Origin of the sequence: Nocardioides aromaticivorans, assembly GCF_013408525.1 — a bacterium.
GTDB classification, from domain to species: domain Bacteria; phylum Actinomycetota; class Actinomycetes; order Propionibacteriales; family Nocardioidaceae; genus Nocardioides; species Nocardioides aromaticivorans.
Genome location: NZ_JACBZM010000001.1, coordinates 4,444,978 through 4,459,007, shown reverse-complemented (window position 1 = coordinate 4,459,007; position 14,030 = coordinate 4,444,978). Strand labels below are relative to the sequence as shown.

Here is a 14,030-nt window from a genome sequence, read left to right as displayed (position 1 = left end):
TCGTCATTGTGCCGATGCCGCACCAGCGGCGACCGGCCACGCGGTGGTGACCCGCGCGCCCCCGCCCGGCCGGTCGTCGACGGTGACGACCCCGCCGTGTGCCTTCACGAGCCCGCTGACGATGTAGAGGCCCAGGCCCGATCCGCCGCCACGGCTCGCGGTCCAGAACTTCGTGAACACCCGCTTCCGCAGCTCGACGGGGATGCCCTCGCCCTCGTCGGTGACGGTCACCGCGACGTACGACGGGTCGTCGGCCCACGGCGCGACGCGCACGCGCACGGTGCCCTCGCCGTGGCGCACGGCGTTCTCGACGAGGTTGGTCAGGACCTGCATCACCTTGTCGGGGTCGGCATCGACCGGCGGGATGCCGTCGGCGATGTCGAGCTCGACGGGTGTGGACGTCGCCTGCGTGATCGAGTCGTGCACGCGCGTCACCTTGAGCGCGAGGTCGGTGGGGCGCCGGTGCAGCTGGAGCCTGCCGGTGTCGATCCGCGCGACGTCGAGGAGCTCGGCGATCAGCCGGCTGAGCCGGTCGGCGTCGGCGCTGGCGGTGGTGAGCATCAGCCGCTTCTGCTCGTCGCTGAGCTTGTCCCACCGCGCGAGGAGGGCGTTGACGAAGCCCTTCACCCCGGTGAGCGGGGAGCGGAGCTCGTGCGCGAGGGTCGCCACCAGGTCCGATCGGTCCCGGTCGAGCCGGGCCCGGCCCCGGCCCGATCGCAGCGAGATGGCCACGGCCTGCACCGGTCCGATGCGCACGTCGCGATGCAGGCGAGCGGTGACGAGGACCTCGGTGCCGTCGGGGAGCAGCCAGGCCTGCTCGGGCACGGCCTTGCGGGTCGGCAGCCCGTCGTACGGCGCATTGGCGGCGGTCCACGCCTGCGCATCGTGGTCGGTGAGGGCGAGCACCTCGTCCAGCGGGCGGCCGACGGCCGACCCGGCCGGGCCGACGTCCAGCATCTCGGCCGCGACCGCGTTGATCGCGGTCACCCGGCCCTCGGCATCGGCGACGACGACGCCGTCGGGCAGGAGGTCGAGGGGGTCCGTCACCCCGCCATCATGGCGCGGGCACTGGCATAGAGACAGACCGCCGCGGCCGTGGCGAGATTGAGGGACTCGGCACGGCCGAGGATCGGGATGCTCACGCGATGGTCGGCGAGGGCCGCGAGCTCGTGGGGCAGGCCCCACGCCTCGTTGCCGAAGAGCCACGCGGTGGGGCGGGTGAGGAGGTCGTCGGCCGCGAAGAGGTCCACCTCTCCCCCGCCGTCGGCGGCGAGGACGGTGAGGCCGGCGGCCTGCGCGGCGCGCACGGCGGCGGCCGGGTCGCGCTCGACGGCGATCGGCAGGTGGAAGGCGCTGCCGACCGAGGCCCGGATCGTCTTGGGGTTGTAGAGGTCGACGGCGTCGCCCGCGAGGACGACGCCCGCGGCACCTGCGGCGTCGGCGGTGCGGATCACGGTGCCGGCGTTGCCGGGGTCGCGCACGTCGGCGCAGAGGGCGACCAGGCGTCCGTCGAGCGCCTCGGGAAGCGCGACGTCGAGGAAGTCGCAGACCGCCACGAGGCCCGCGGGGCTCACGCTGTCGCTGAGACCGCTCATGGCGCGCTCGTCGACCAGCGTGACGGGGGTGGCGCCGAGCAGGGCGGCGTACTCGACGGCCGCGGCCGGGGTCGCGAAGACCTCCCGGACGCGTCCGGGCTCGGCGAGGGCACCTTCGACAGCCTTGGGTCCGTCAGCAAGGAAACACCGCCGCCCGGAGCGTTCCGGGCGGCGGTGCAACTTCCGTGCTTCCTTGACCCTGGCGTTGCCGGCGGTCAGGGGCGCGGTCATGTCAGGACGCGATCAGGCAGAGACCTTGGGCGCGTTGACGTCCTCGGGCAGCGCGGCCTTGGCCTGCGCCACGAGGGCCGAGAAGGCGGCCGGCTCGTTGACGGCGAGGTCGGCGAGGATCTTGCGGTCGACCTCGATGCCCGCCAGGTTCAGGCCCTGGATGAAGCGGTTGTAGGTCATGCCCTCCGCGCGGGCGGCCGCGTTGATCCGCTGGATCCACAGGCGGCGGAAGTTGCCCTTGTTCTTCTTGCGGTCGTTGTAGCTGTAGACCAGGGAGTGGGTGACCTGCTCCTTGGCCTTGCGGTACAGACGCGAGCGCTGGCCGCGGTAGCCGCTGGCCCGCTCGAGGGTGGTACGACGCTTCTTCTGAGCGTTCACTGCGCGCTTGACGCGTGCCATCTCTTACTCCTTGTTTCGGTGCTCTGGTGCGTGGAGCCGGTCAGAGACCGAGCATCTTCTTCGCGCGCGGGACGTCGTTCTTGGCGACCTCGACCGTGCCGGTGAGGCGACGGGTGACCTTGGAGGCCTTCTTCTCGAGGTTGTGGCGCTTGCCGGCCTTCTCGCGAAGGATCTTGCCGCTGCCGGTCACCTTGAACCGCTTGCTGGCCCCGGAGTGCGTCTTGTTCTTGGGCATCTGTGTGTCCGCTCTGTCTCGTCGTACTTCGTCTTACAGGTCGATGTCGGGGTCGAGTGCCTCGTTCGCCCGCTTGGCCTTCTTGGTGCTCGAGGGCTGGACCGCGGTGCGCTCGGCGTGCTCGGCGGCCTTCTCGGCGTCGCGCTCGGCAGCGGCCTCCACCTTGGCGGCCTTGACCTCGGCCTTGGCCTCGGCCTTCTTCTTGTGCGGGCCCAGCACCATGATCATGTTGCGGCCGTCCTGCTTGGGGTTGGACTCGATGAAGCCCAGCTCCTGGACGTCCTCGGCCAGCTTCTGCAGCAGCCGGTAGCCCAGCTCGGGGCGGTGCTGCTCGCGGCCGCGGAACATGATGGTGATCTTGACCTTGTCGCCGGCCTTGAGGAAGCGAACGACGTGACCCTTCTTGGTCTCGTAGTCGTGCGCGTCGATCTTCGGCCGGAGCTTCATCTCCTTGATGATGACGTTGGTCTGATTGCGTCGTGCCTCACGGGCCTTCTGGGCGTTCTCGTACTTGAACTTCCCGTAGTCCATGAGCTTGCAGACGGGCGGGCGGGCCATGGGCGCCACCTCCACCAGGTCCAGGTCGGCCTCCTGGGCAAGCTTGAGGGCCTGGTCGGTGGGGACGATGCCGACGGTCTCGCCGTTGGGTCCCACGAGCCGGACCTCGGGAACCCGGATCCGCTCGTTGATACGCAGCTCGGTGCTGATGTGTCCTCCAAACTCGTTCGGTCGGGAGTCCTTCAGCGCTACAAATGAGAAGAGGCTCCCGCTGGTGCAAGCGGAAGCCAGTCACGAGCCCCGTGGATCCCGGAAGTCGTGCGCCCGGGCGGGGCTCTCCATGGACCGGACCCGACGACCTGGCGGCCGCTGCGGGTGGGAGACGATGGTGCTGGTCCCCGCTTGTGGATCTGCCATCCCCACTCGCGCGGGCATGACGGATCGGTCAATGCCAGATGCTACCCGAGTTGTTCCCCGGCGGGCGAATCCGCGGCACCCTCGCCCTCGGCGTCCCCTGCCGCGCCCAGCCAGGCCCAGGCGCCGTCCTCGAGCCGCACCGGGCGCCAGCCCGCGGCCACCCGGTGGAGGTCGTCGTCGGCGAGCACGAAGCGGTGCGGGCCGGCCACGTCCACGACCAGCGCGTGCGCGCCCTCCTGGACCGCCGTCGCGGCGGCCAGGTGGGCCGCCACCGGCACTGGGCGCGCCGCCGGGTCCCAGGCGGCGAGCGCCGCGAGGTCGGAGAAGGCCAGCAGCGCCAGCCGGCCGTCGGCACCGGTCAGCAGCACGGCCGCCATGTCGCTCGACTTGTCGCGCGCCCAACCGTCGGGGCCGGTCTCGACCTCGCCCAGCAGGGCCACCACGGGCACCAGCAGGCGGGCGCCGGCGAGCATGCCGAGCACCTCCGGGTACGACGTGGTGCCGGCGTCGTACCCCTTGAGCGCGGCGGCGAGCGCGGCATCGGCCGAGCCGTCGTCATCGACGTAGGCGGATCCCTGGAGGCGCTTGGCGTCGGGACGTTCGCCGGCGTCGGGATTCCGCGGTTCGCTCACCGGCGGATTCTCGCATCCGTGGAAGCATGACGGTCGTGCACCACTCGTTCGTCGCCCGCAACCGCCTCTGGCGGAGACTGGGTGAGGCCGTCCAGGCCTGGCCCGAGCCCCTGTCCACCCCGGTCTTCGTCGTCGACCTCGACGCCTTCGACGCCAACGCCGCCGACCTCGTCCAGCGCGCGGGCGGGACCCCGATCCGGGTGGCCTCGAAGTCGCTGCGCGTGCCCGCGCTGGTCAGCCGGGCGCTCGCGACGCCGGGGTTCGCCGGCGTGCTCGCCTACACGCTCGCCGAGGCCCTGTGGCTCGTCGACAACGACGTGAGCGACGACGTGGTCGTCGCCTACCCGAGCGTCGACCGCGCCGCGCTGGCAGCGCTGGTCGCCTCGCCCAGGGCGGCGTCGCGGATCGCGATCATGGTCGACGACGTCGCGCACCTCGACGCGGTGGACGCGCTCAGGGCGTCCACCGCCGTGCCGGTGCGGGTAGCGATCGACATCGACGCCGGTCTGCGGTGGGGCGGCCAGCAGGTCGGTCCGCGCCGCTCGCCGCTCTTCGACGTCGGTTCCGTCACCGAGCTGGCCCGCCACGTCATCGACCGTCCGGGCTTCCAGCTGGTCGGGGCGATGACCTACGAGGGCCAGGTCGCCGGCGTCCCCGACGACGTGCCGACCCAGCGGGCGAAGTCAGCAGTGGTCCGCAAGATCAAGGAGCTGTCGGTGCGGCAGCTCGAGTTCCGTCGTACGGCGATCGCGGATGCGCTCGACGCGCTCGCCGGCCATGGCGACTTCACCGGGCTGGCCTTCTGGAACGCGGGCGGCTCCGGCTCGATCGAGTCCTCCGCCGCCGACCCGGTCGTGACCGAGGTGACGGCGGGCTCCGGACTCCTCGGCCCCACGCTCTTCGACCACTACCGGTCGTTCACCCCGCGCCCGGCCGCCTTCTTCGGGCTGCCCGTCACCCGGCGTCCGGCGGCGGACGTGGCCACCGTGCACGGCGGCGGGCTGATCGCCTCCGGCCCGACCAATGCCGACCGGGCGCCGACGCCGTGGGCGCCGGCCGGACTGCACCTGACCGGCCTCGAGGGCGCGGGCGAGGTCCAGACCCCGCTCGTCGGCACCAACGCCGGCATCCTCGCGATCGGCGACCTCGTGTGGTTCCGGCACGCGAAGTCGGGCGAGCCCTTCGAGCACGGCCGCACCGTGCTGCTCGCCCGGGGCGACCGGTTCGTCGAGGAGGTCCCGACCTACCGTGGGCACGGACTCGCCTTCTGAGTCCCGCGCGGCCACGGTGCTGGCGCGCGCGCTCGCCGCTCCCCCGACGCTCGGCACCGGGCGCCTGATCTGCATCGACGGGCTCGCCGGGTCCGGCAAGACCACCCTGGCGCGCGAGCTCGCCGCGCTGGCGCCCGACGCGGTGGTCCTCGGGACCGACGAGATGCTCGAGGGCTGGCGCGGGCTGCCCGGGCTCGGCGCCTCGGTCGAGGCGCTGCTGCGTCCGCTCGCGGCGGACCGCCCCGGGACCTGGCGACGCTGGGACTGGTACGACGACCGGTGGGCCGAGACGCGGACGGTGCACCCGGTCCCGTTGCTGGTGCTCGAGGGTGTCGGCTCCGCGGCAGCGGCGTACGACGACCTGGTGACGCTGCTCGTGTGGGTCGAGGCCGACCGGGAGACCCGGTTGGCGCGGTGGCTGGCGCGCGACGGCGAGGACCAGCGACCGCACTGGGCCGACTGGCTGGCCGACGAGGCCGCCCTGCACGAGCGGGACGACACGCGGTCGCGGGCCGACATCGTCATCAGGACCTAGGGAACGTCCCTAGGGTTGGGCACGTGATCAGGCCGACCGGCGAGCAGTACGTCATCGCGTCCCACGGCTACCGAGCCGTCGTCACCCAGACCGGCGTGCTGCGCCGGTTGCGTCACGACGGGCGCGAGCTCGTCGACGGGTTCGCCGAGGACGCGATGCCGGCCGCCGGTCGCGGCCAGCTGCTGGTGCCGTGGCCGAACCGGATCCGTGACGGCCGCTACGAGTTCGGCGGGACCACGCACCAGCTCGCGCTGACCGAGCCGAAGCGGGGCAACGCCTCCCACGGGCTGGTCCGCTGGGCGTCGTGGTCGGTGTTCCGGCACGACCCGGCCCTCGTCGAGCTGCGCTACTTCCTGCCGGCCCAGACCGGCTATCCGTGGGCGCTCGACCTGCGGACCACGTGGGAGGTGGGCGCCGGCGGACTGACCGTGACCCAGGCCGCCACCAACCGCTCGGACTCCGCGGCGCCGTACGCCTCGGGCGCGCACCCCTACCTGCTGGCGGGCCCGGGACCCTGCGACGGGTGGGAGCTGGAGCTCCCGGCGGCGACCTACCTGACCGTCGACGAGGAGCGGCTGCTGCCGACCGGGCGGGCCTCCTTCGAGGGGATCGTCAGCGATCCGCTGGGCAGCACGGTGCTCAACCACGCCGTGACCGACCTGCAGCGCGACGCCGACGGCGTCGCGTCGGTCCGGCTCCGGAACGGGACCGACGGCACCGGCACCGAGCTCTGGGTCGACGCGCACCACCGCTGGCTGCAGGTCTACACCGGCGACGACACCCCGACCCCGCGGGTGAGCGTCGCCGTGGAGCCGATGACCGCTCCCCCGGACGCCTTCAACTCCGGCGAGGACCTCGTCGTCCTCGACCCGGGGGCATCATTCTCCGCGTCGTGGGGCATCCGTTCGCTGTGACCGTGCGGTCGATAACGTTGGACCGCGATCAGCCGCACTGACGGGACGGGACGGACGACGATGGCGACGAGCGATGCCGGGGGCAGCGGTGTCCGCTGGTGGCGTCGTTCCCGGGACCTCGCCCAGCAGCAGGCCCGCGCCGCCCAGGCCGACGCGGCGCAGGCGATGTCCCACCTCGAGTCGCTCGAGGTCGACCTCAACGAGCTGAGCGAGATCGACGCCGCGGCGGCGGCCGCGCGGGCCGGGGCCGAGCGCATCGGCTTCACGACACCGCTCTCGCAGGAGTGGGACCGGATCTCGGTGGAGACCGGCATCCCGGCGCTGCAGTTCTACGAGCTCGACGCGGCGTACGACGCCCGGGTGGACCACGAGGAGGACGAGGCCCGCCGGATCGCGGCCGGGTTCGGCGCGGCTGCGGCGCGGCTGCGCGAGCTCCTGCCCGAGGTCGAGCGCTTCCGTGCGACGCACGCCGACGCACTCGCGGCCGCCGCGGCCATCCGCGAGGACACCCCGGGGCTCATCGAGCGGGCCGACACGACGCGGACCGAGGCCAGCCTCGCGCTGGCAGCAGCGTCCAACCAGGGCCTGCGCGACGGCGCCGCGAGTGACGCCCTGGTGCGGGCCTCCACCCTCATCGGCACGGCCCGCGCGGCTGCCGAGGAGCGCCGGTGGGTCGACGCCCACACCGCCGCGACCGGAGCGGTCGCCGCCGCCGGCGAGGCGCGCAGGCTGGCGACCGACCTCCCTGATCGGGCCGAGCGGATCCGGACCGGCCACCTGTCGGTGCGCACCCGGCGCGACGCGATCCTCACCCAGCAGGCCCGGCTCCCCGAGGTGATGAGCCAGCTGCGCCGCCGCTACACCGTGGACGCCTGGCGCGACGTCGACGGCGCGCCCGAGCGGGTGGCGGCCGCCCTCAAGCAGGTGGAGGACGGCCTGGTCGAGCTCGACCGGCTGGTCGCGCAGCGCCCGCTCGACGTCCCGGCCGGTACGGCTCTCCTCGCCTCGGTCCGCACGGCCATCAACGACGCCAACGAGGACCTGCGCGCCGCGACCGACCGGCTGCAGCGCCTCGACTCGCTGGCCGACGACCCGCAGGTGCTGCTCGAGCGGCTGCGCCGCCGCCTGGTCGACGCGCGCCGGTTCGTCTCGGCGCTGCCCGGGTCGGACCCGCACCGCTACGGCCCGACCCTCGACGCCCTCGCCCGGCGCACCGAGCAGCTGCGTGAGAAGGTCGGCGCGACCCGGCCCGACTGGGGCGCCGTGATCGCCGAGGCGGACGCGGTCGAGGCCGGCCTGGACGCGATGATCAGGACGGCACGGGGGCACTGACCCCGAGGCCGGCCTGGACGCGATGATCAGGACGGCACGGGGGCACTGACCGCGGAGGTCACGTGCTCCAGAGCCCAGGCGAGGATCTCCTCGCCGGCAAGGATGCCCGTGGTCGTGGTGACCCGGACGTGGTCGGCTGCCCAGCCGGCGTCGTGCAGCTCGCCGTGCGCGGGCCGCAGCGCGTGGTGGGCGACCTCGAGCATGCCTGCGTCGAGCAGGCTGTCGCCGCTGGCGAGGGTCACCGTCGACGCGCCGTCCGGGAGCCGCCGGACCAGTCGCTCGACGGCGCTGCCCTTGCCGAGCCCCTCGGGGACGAGGTAGACCTTGCGCCCCTGCACCGAGACCTTCCAGCCGCCCTGCTCCGCGAGCGTCTCCAGCTCGGCGACCCACGCCTCGGGGATGACCTCGCGGCTGTGGGCGACCAGGTAGCAGAACAGGTCCTCGACGTCGCGGACCAGCTTGACCCACGGCTCGTCGGCGACCGCGGCGAGCACGGCGTTCATCTCCGCCAGCGGCGCCGACCGGGCGGCGAGCGCGAAGGACTCGTCGCGCCACTCCGGGTCTGCGACGCCGTCGACCAGCAGCGTGCCGCCGTTGGTGGTGATGGCGTGGCGCGGGACCGCGGGCAGGCCGACGCGCTGGTACTGGGCGACGCTGCGGGTCGTCACGGGGACGACCACGTCGCGGCGCATGAGGTCGCCGAGCAGCGACCACGAGCGCTGCGTCATGCGTGAGAGGGGCGCGCCGTCGTACACCTCGACGACGCGGGCGTCGGCGGGCGCGTCCGGGCCCGCGGAGCCGGCGGAGTAGATCAGCGTGCGGTCGAGGTCGAACGCCACGAGGAAGGAACCGGACACGTCAGGCCACCTGGCGGATGAGGCCGATGCAGGAGTACGGCAGGTCGGGCGTTGGTACGACGGGCACGTCGCGGGCCTCCGCGAGCGCGATCACGTGCCGCAGGTCCGGCAGGCGGTCGGGGCGGACGAGGACCTGCCACGGCACGCGGCGCAGCAGGACCCGGGTCGTCTCCCCCACGCCCGGCTTGGCGAGGTTGATGTCGCTGATGCCGAACTCGCGCGCGATCGCTTCGACGGCCCGGTGGCCGGCCCAGGTGACGGCACGGTCGGCCGGCGGCACCTCGAGCCCGGCGTCGACGTCGGCGCGGACGGCGTCGAAGCGGGAGGCGATCGTGTCGACGAAGTGGTTGGACACGTCGTCCTCGGCCCACTCGGCGTAGAACTTCGCGCCGTGGAACATGCCCTCGCCGATCAGGTCGTCGCGGTAGACGGTGCGCGAGACCAGGCCGGAGACGGTCGAGTTGAGGCAGGCGGACGGGATCAGGAAGTCGTCGCGGGTGCCGTGGATCGCGGTGCAGCCACCCGGGTCGGCCAGCACGGCGAGCTCGCCGTCGAGGCCGGCGTGCTCCGGGTGCGCGGCGACCCAGTCCGTCACTGCCGCGTCGAGCTCGCGCTGGATCGCGCCCTTGCCGGTCCAGCCGTCGACGAAGGCCACCGCGCCGGCCGGGTGGCGCTCGAGCACGTGGGCGAGTGCCACCTCGTCGATGCCTCGGCCGCGGATGATCGAGATCGTGTAGTGCGGGACGGCGATCCCGCGGGTGGCCTCGTAGTAGCGCCGCAGCAGGACGCCAATCGGCGTGCCGGCCCGCGCGAGCGAGACCAGCACCGGCTGGTGGCCGCGCGCTGCGTGCCGCTCCCACAGCAGCTCTCCCACGACACCGACGGCCGTGGCGACCCGGTCGGCGCTCAGCTCGAGCGCCTCGTGGAAGAGCTCGAGGTAGGCGGCGTCGGGCTGGAACTCGACCGGCAGCATCTCCGAGTAGTGGGTGCCGCCCTGGATGGCGGCCTCCCGGTGCTCGGTGCTGCGCTCGAGGTCGACCCCGGACAGGTCGGTCAGCAGCCAGGTGACGTCGGCGGCGGGATAGGAGCCGAACAGGGCGGCGGCAGTGGCGGTCATCGGGGTCCTCCGGTGACGGTGACGACGTGCACGACGTCGGCGAACGGGCGCAACGCCTCGGCCAGCGGAGCCGCCGCGTCGGCCGGCGTGTCCACGACCACGACGACGTGGTCGTGGCGCAGGTCCGACCAGGCGGCGCCGTCGGGGACGGCGGCCGAGGGGTCCACGACGTTGTGGAGGCGGGCCGGCCGACCGGGCTCGGTCGGCGCGGCGAACTCGAGGGTGCGGCGCACGGCGTAGCCAGGCTGGTCGGCGGCGTGCACCGGCGACCGCGTCGTCGACTGCGTGACCACGTCGAGCGCCGGGTGCTGGTCGGCGAGGTGCGCCGCGACCAGGGTCGGCAGGAACATCAGCTCCTCCGTCCCGACCACGAGCACCCGACCCGACAGCTCCGGGCCCAGCCACCGGGCGACCCCCGCAGCGGCGTCGTCGAGGCGCGCGGTCTCCCCCGCGGTGAGGCCGTTGCGAGCACCCGTCGGCTGGTCCGCGGGCCACCTGTCGTCGTACACGTGGACGGGGGCGGGGGCACCTGCCGGCGACGGCGCGCCGGGGGCCAGCTCGGCACGGGCGCGCGCCGCGCGGTCCAGCACGTCGTCCGGTACGTCGACCGCGATCGCCGCGAGCGACGCGACCCGCACGTCGACCCCGATCTCCGCGGCGCGCTGGTCGAAGGCCTTCCGCTGGGCGGGGGTCCGGGCGTCGATCAGCGCGGCGACGACATAGGCCGGGCGCGGGAAGCGGGCGTGGAGCGCCTCGATGGTGTTCAGCGCCGTGCGGCCGGTCGTCAGCTCGTCGTCGACGAGGACGAGCGGACCGGCCCCCGCGAGCCGGACGGAGGGCCCGGGCTGCAGGTGGTGCGCCACCGCATGGGAGTGCTCCTCCTCGAAGCTCACGGCCACGGGCAGGTCGGCCACCGGCTCGCGGGTCGAGTGGAGGTAGGACATGCCCAGCCGCTGCGCGACCGCGTGGCCCAGTCCGGTCGCGGTCTCGCAGTAGCCGATCACCAGCGCGTCGTCGACGTCGCCCGCCGGCCCCTGCGCGGCGAGCTCTGCCGCCACCAGGTCCCCGAGCCGGTGGCCGCCGTCGAGCACGGTCGCGCCCGGCACCGGGATGTGCTTGCCGAGGATGCGGGAGACGATCAGGTGCGCGCGTCGCGGGTTGTCGCGCAGCGCCAGCCCGGCGAGGTCGTCGAACGCGACCGCTCCGCCGGACCGGATGTCCAGTCCCAGGAGCGCGCGGACGTCCGCCGACGGCGACGCCGGCCGGGTCAGCGTCACGAGACCACCCGGACGGGCGCGTCGCCGAGGTTGAACTCGTCGGCGGTGACCCGCTGGCCGATCGCGAGCAGGTCGACGAGGGAGGCGTCGTCGGCGAGCACGCCGTAGACGGCGGCCCGGGCGAGCATCTGGTCCGCCCAGCGCCCGTGCGGCCCGACCTCGTTCATCCGGCCGTGGCGCGAGGCCGCCACCCCGCCACGCTCCCGCAGCTGGTCGATCGCCACCGCGTCGTCGTACTCGTCGACGTGGACGGCGAGCAGGCTGTTGACCACCGAGATGTGCGAGGGGTGGATGACGGTCTTGCCGTACATGCCGTTGGTCTTGTCGAGGTTGATCTCGCGCATCAGGCCGTCGACGTCGTTGTTGATCAGCTGGCGCCGCAGCGACGTCGCGTGGTGCTCCGCGAAGGGGGTCGTGCGCAGCTGCGGCTTGAGGAAGCGCGGGCCCGGGATGTGCTCCCAGACGGGGCCGGTCACGACGTGGTCGCCGTTGCGGGTGAACTGGTTGAGGATGTCGGAGAGCGCGTCGCGCACGACGGCGACGTCCCAGATCGTCGTGTCCCGGTCACGCCGGAGACCGAAGATCCCCGACAGGTCGGTCCCACCGACCCGCACGCACAGGACGTGCTCGTCGTACGCCGCGAACAGCTCCGCGAGCTGGGCCAGGGCCGGTCGCCGCGACTCGACGTAGGCGATCTCCGGGCTCTCCAGGATCGGCATCGCGTACATCGGCCGGTGCAGCCCGGCGGAGACCTCGCGGGTCGCCGCCAGCATCGGCTCGACCCGGTCGACGGCCGACTTGGCGAGGCTGAACCCGGTCAGCCCGGTCAGCGCACCGCCGGCGGCCGCGGCGACCCGACGGATCTGGTCGGCGTCGCGGACCCGGACGAAGACCAGCGGCATCCGCGAGCGGCGGTGGGCCGGCATGGACCGGATCGACTCCAGCGCCTCGACCACGCCGCGCTCGGCACGCTCGACGGCATCGTGCTCGATGGCGTCCTCGAGGCACCACACGACCGAGGTGGCACCCACCGAGGCGACGCGCAGCGAGTCACCGACCAGGTCGGGCCGCGTCCCGGGCATGTACAGCGTCGCGCCGAGCGCGAGCGCGATGCGCTGCCGGTCGCTGTCGGGAGTGACGTCCTCGGGTGCCACCTCGAACAGACGATCCCGAACGTCGTCTGCGAGGTAAGCGAAGTGCTTCACCCCTCCGGCCGCTTCACTTGCGGGCGGCCGTCCAGTTCATGCCCCAGCCGTAGGCCTCGTCGACATTGCGCTGGGTGCCCGAGATGTAGCGGACCTCGCGGTCGATGCGCAGGTCGCCCCCCGTGTTGGTGAGCATCGCGATCGCACAGAAGCGCTTGTCGTTGGCGGCCTCGTCGAGACGGATCTCGATCGGGGCGGCGCCGACGGGGTACATGGTGACCACGCCGTCCGCGGCCGCCCAGTTCGGCACGCCCTCGTAGATGTAGGCGAACACCAGGACCCGGCGGATCTGGGCGAGGCGGTCGAGGTTGACGATGAGGTTCTCGCCGCCCGTGGCGGTGCCCGAGCGGTCGTCACCGTCGAGGAAGACGTACGGCGGCCGGTCGAGCGCACCGAACGCGTTGCCGAGGGCCTGGACGACGCCCTTGTCGCCGTCCATGGTCTCCCACAGGCAGCCGAGGTCGAGGTCGACGCTGCCGCCGCCACCCATCGCCCGCTTGAGGAAGCCGCCGGCGGGCTTGCCGCCCTGCGACCAGTTGAGGTTGATGCGGAGCTGGCCGCTGGCGCCGCCGCCGCCCTTGGTCAGGGACACGGTCGGGCTCGACTTGGTCAGCGACACCTTCGAGAGGTTCACGCCACCACCGGCGGGCACGCCCGGGGGCGGCGGCGGAGGGGGCGGAGGAGTCGCCGAGGCGGGCGCCGGCGGAGGCGGCGGCGGGGGTGCCGAGGCGGGCGTCGGCTTGGGCCTCTTGACGTAGTCGACCATCGTGCTGCTCCTGGGGTACGGGGGGGTGGTGCCTCGGCGCGCCGGTCCGGTTCTCCCGGACCGGCACGCCGTCGAAGGGTGTGTCAGACGTTGACGCCGAAGTCCTGCGCGATGCCGCGCAGACCCGACGCGTAGCCCTGGCCGACCGCGCGGAACTTCCACTCGGCGCCGTTGCGGTAGAGCTCGCCGAAGACCATGGCGGTCTCGGTCGAGGCGTCCTCGCTGAGGTCGTAGCGGGCGATCTCGGCGCCGCCGGCCTGGTTCATCACGCGGATGTAGGCGTTGCGCACCATGCCGAAGTTCTGGCCGCGGGCGTCGGCGTCGTAGATCGACACGGGGAAGACGATCTTGTCGACGTCCGGCGGGACGACCCCGAGGTTGACCTTGAGGAGCTCGTCGTCGCCGTCGCCCTCACCGGTGGTGTTGTCACCGGTGTGCTCGAGCGAGCCGTCGGGGCTCTTCAGGTTGTTGAAGAAGATGAAGTGCGAGTCGGAGAGGGCCTTGCCGTCCGCCTTGAGCATGATGGCGGACGCGTCGAGGTCGAACTCGCCACCGGAGAACGAGTTCGCGTCCCAACCGAGGCCCACGTCGACGGCCGAGAGGCCCGGGGCCTCCTTGGTGAGGGAGACATTGCCACCCTTGGTGAGGGAAACAGCCATTGGTGCTTGGTCCTTTTCGCAGCAGGGATCGGGGTAGGTCTGACTCTAGACAACGGCACAACTGCCCACCATCGAACGCACCAAACAGTC

16 protein-coding genes are annotated in these 14,030 nt (G+C 73.0%); 4 read left to right on the top strand and 12 right to left on the bottom strand.

What is annotated here, in order from left to right:
• Window positions 1–3: 3 nt before the first annotated feature.
• From BJ993_RS21375 to BJ993_RS21350, 6 genes are all read right to left on the bottom strand, one after another.
• Complete coding sequence (locus BJ993_RS21375; protein WP_308645663.1) at window positions 4–1,047, bottom strand: sensor histidine kinase; 1,044 nt, start codon at window positions 1,045–1,047, stop codon at window positions 4–6.
• On the bottom strand, window positions 1,044–1,826 hold the full coding sequence (locus BJ993_RS21370) for a TrmH family RNA methyltransferase (RefSeq protein ID WP_179651101.1): 783 nt from the start codon (window positions 1,824–1,826) through the stop codon (window positions 1,044–1,046). The genes BJ993_RS21375 and BJ993_RS21370 overlap by 4 nt, the downstream gene beginning before the upstream one ends.
• 12 nt (window positions 1,827–1,838) lie before the next feature.
• Window positions 1,839–2,225: a 50S ribosomal protein L20 gene (rplT, locus tag BJ993_RS21365; RefSeq protein ID WP_036542847.1), complete on the bottom strand. Its 387-nt coding sequence runs from the start codon at window positions 2,223–2,225 to the stop codon at window positions 1,839–1,841.
• Window positions 2,226–2,265: 40 nt separating this feature from the next.
• Window positions 2,266–2,460, bottom strand: a complete 195-nt coding sequence (gene rpmI, locus BJ993_RS21360; protein WP_028654205.1) for a 50S ribosomal protein L35 — start codon at window positions 2,458–2,460, stop codon at window positions 2,266–2,268.
• 33 nt (window positions 2,461–2,493) lie between these two features.
• Window positions 2,494–3,114: a translation initiation factor IF-3 gene (gene infC, locus BJ993_RS21355; RefSeq protein WP_373366957.1), complete on the bottom strand. Its 621-nt coding sequence runs from the start codon at window positions 3,112–3,114 to the stop codon at window positions 2,494–2,496.
• A gap of 302 nt (window positions 3,115–3,416) precedes the next feature.
• Window positions 3,417–4,007, bottom strand: a complete 591-nt coding sequence (locus tag BJ993_RS21350) for an SseB family protein (RefSeq protein WP_179651099.1) — start codon at window positions 4,005–4,007, stop codon at window positions 3,417–3,419.
• Between the two features lie 26 nt (window positions 4,008–4,033).
• Between BJ993_RS21350 and BJ993_RS21345 the strand changes: the two genes are divergently transcribed.
• The 4 genes from BJ993_RS21345 to BJ993_RS21330 are packed head-to-tail and all read left to right on the top strand — an operon-like array spanning window position 4,034 to window position 8,059.
• Window positions 4,034–5,278, top strand: coding sequence for an alanine racemase (locus tag BJ993_RS21345; RefSeq protein WP_179651097.1), 1,245 nt, complete (start codon window positions 4,034–4,036; stop codon window positions 5,276–5,278).
• Window positions 5,256–5,813, top strand: coding sequence for a uridine kinase family protein (locus tag BJ993_RS21340; protein WP_242530641.1), 558 nt, complete (start codon window positions 5,256–5,258; stop codon window positions 5,811–5,813). The genes BJ993_RS21345 and BJ993_RS21340 overlap by 23 nt, the downstream gene beginning before the upstream one ends.
• A 23-nt stretch (window positions 5,814–5,836) precedes the next feature.
• Complete coding sequence (locus BJ993_RS21335) at window positions 5,837–6,727, top strand: aldose 1-epimerase family protein (protein ID WP_179651096.1); 891 nt, start codon at window positions 5,837–5,839, stop codon at window positions 6,725–6,727.
• 60 nt (window positions 6,728–6,787) lie between these two features.
• The gene (locus BJ993_RS21330) at window positions 6,788–8,059 is read left to right on the top strand and encodes a hypothetical protein (protein ID WP_179651095.1); all 1,272 of its coding nucleotides are present in this window, start codon (window positions 6,788–6,790) and stop codon (window positions 8,057–8,059) included.
• A gap of 26 nt (window positions 8,060–8,085) precedes the next feature.
• On the opposite strand, the gene BJ993_RS21325 is transcribed toward BJ993_RS21330, so the two are convergent.
• The 6 genes from BJ993_RS21325 to BJ993_RS21300 form a co-directional block, all read right to left on the bottom strand.
• Complete coding sequence (locus BJ993_RS21325; RefSeq protein ID WP_179651094.1) at window positions 8,086–8,916, bottom strand: hypothetical protein; 831 nt, start codon at window positions 8,914–8,916, stop codon at window positions 8,086–8,088.
• Window position 8,917: 1 nt separating this feature from the next.
• A complete protein-coding gene (locus BJ993_RS21320; RefSeq protein WP_179651093.1) occupies window positions 8,918–10,033 on the bottom strand; it encodes a cysteine protease StiP family protein in 1,116 nt (371 codons plus the stop codon).
• Window positions 10,030–11,310: a phosphoribosyltransferase domain-containing protein gene (locus BJ993_RS21315; protein WP_179651092.1), complete on the bottom strand. Its 1,281-nt coding sequence runs from the start codon at window positions 11,308–11,310 to the stop codon at window positions 10,030–10,032. Before BJ993_RS21315 ends, BJ993_RS21320 begins: the two co-directional genes overlap by 4 nt.
• Entirely contained in the window at window positions 11,307–12,464 is a 1,158-nt protein-coding gene (locus BJ993_RS21310) for an HpcH/HpaI aldolase/citrate lyase family protein (RefSeq protein WP_179651091.1), read from the bottom strand. The genes BJ993_RS21315 and BJ993_RS21310 overlap by 4 nt, the downstream gene beginning before the upstream one ends.
• A 64-nt stretch (window positions 12,465–12,528) precedes the next feature.
• The gene (locus BJ993_RS21305) at window positions 12,529–13,281 is read right to left on the bottom strand and encodes a TerD family protein (RefSeq protein ID WP_218864767.1); all 753 of its coding nucleotides are present in this window, start codon (window positions 13,279–13,281) and stop codon (window positions 12,529–12,531) included.
• 83 nt (window positions 13,282–13,364) lie between these two features.
• Window positions 13,365–13,940 carry a TerD family protein gene (locus tag BJ993_RS21300; RefSeq protein ID WP_036542827.1) on the bottom strand — a complete coding sequence of 192 codons (576 nt, stop codon included), beginning with the start codon at window positions 13,938–13,940 and terminating at the stop codon, window positions 13,365–13,367.
• Window positions 13,941–14,030: the final 90 nt, after the last annotated feature.

Bases quoted from the DNA above. Each gene is read 5' to 3' on its own strand.
- BJ993_RS21330 (WP_179651095.1), top strand. From the start codon at position 6,788: ATGGCGACGAGCGATGCCGGGGGCAGCGGTGTCCGCTGGTGGCGTCGT.
- BJ993_RS21370 (WP_179651101.1), bottom strand. From the start codon at position 1,826: ATGACCGCGCCCCTGACCGCCGGCAACGCCAGGGTCAAGGAAGCACGG.
- BJ993_RS21320 (WP_179651093.1), bottom strand. From the start codon at position 10,033: ATGACCGCCACTGCCGCCGCCCTGTTCGGCTCCTATCCCGCCGCCGAC.
- BJ993_RS21345 (WP_179651097.1), top strand. From the start codon at position 4,034: ATGACGGTCGTGCACCACTCGTTCGTCGCCCGCAACCGCCTCTGGCGG.
- BJ993_RS21305 (WP_218864767.1), bottom strand. From the start codon at position 13,281: ATGGTCGACTACGTCAAGAGGCCCAAGCCGACGCCCGCCTCGGCACCC.
- rplT (WP_036542847.1), bottom strand. From the start codon at position 2,225: ATGGCACGCGTCAAGCGCGCAGTGAACGCTCAGAAGAAGCGTCGTACC.
- BJ993_RS21300 (WP_036542827.1), bottom strand. From the start codon at position 13,940: ATGGCTGTTTCCCTCACCAAGGGTGGCAATGTCTCCCTCACCAAGGAG.
- rpmI (WP_028654205.1), bottom strand. From the start codon at position 2,460: ATGCCCAAGAACAAGACGCACTCCGGGGCCAGCAAGCGGTTCAAGGTG.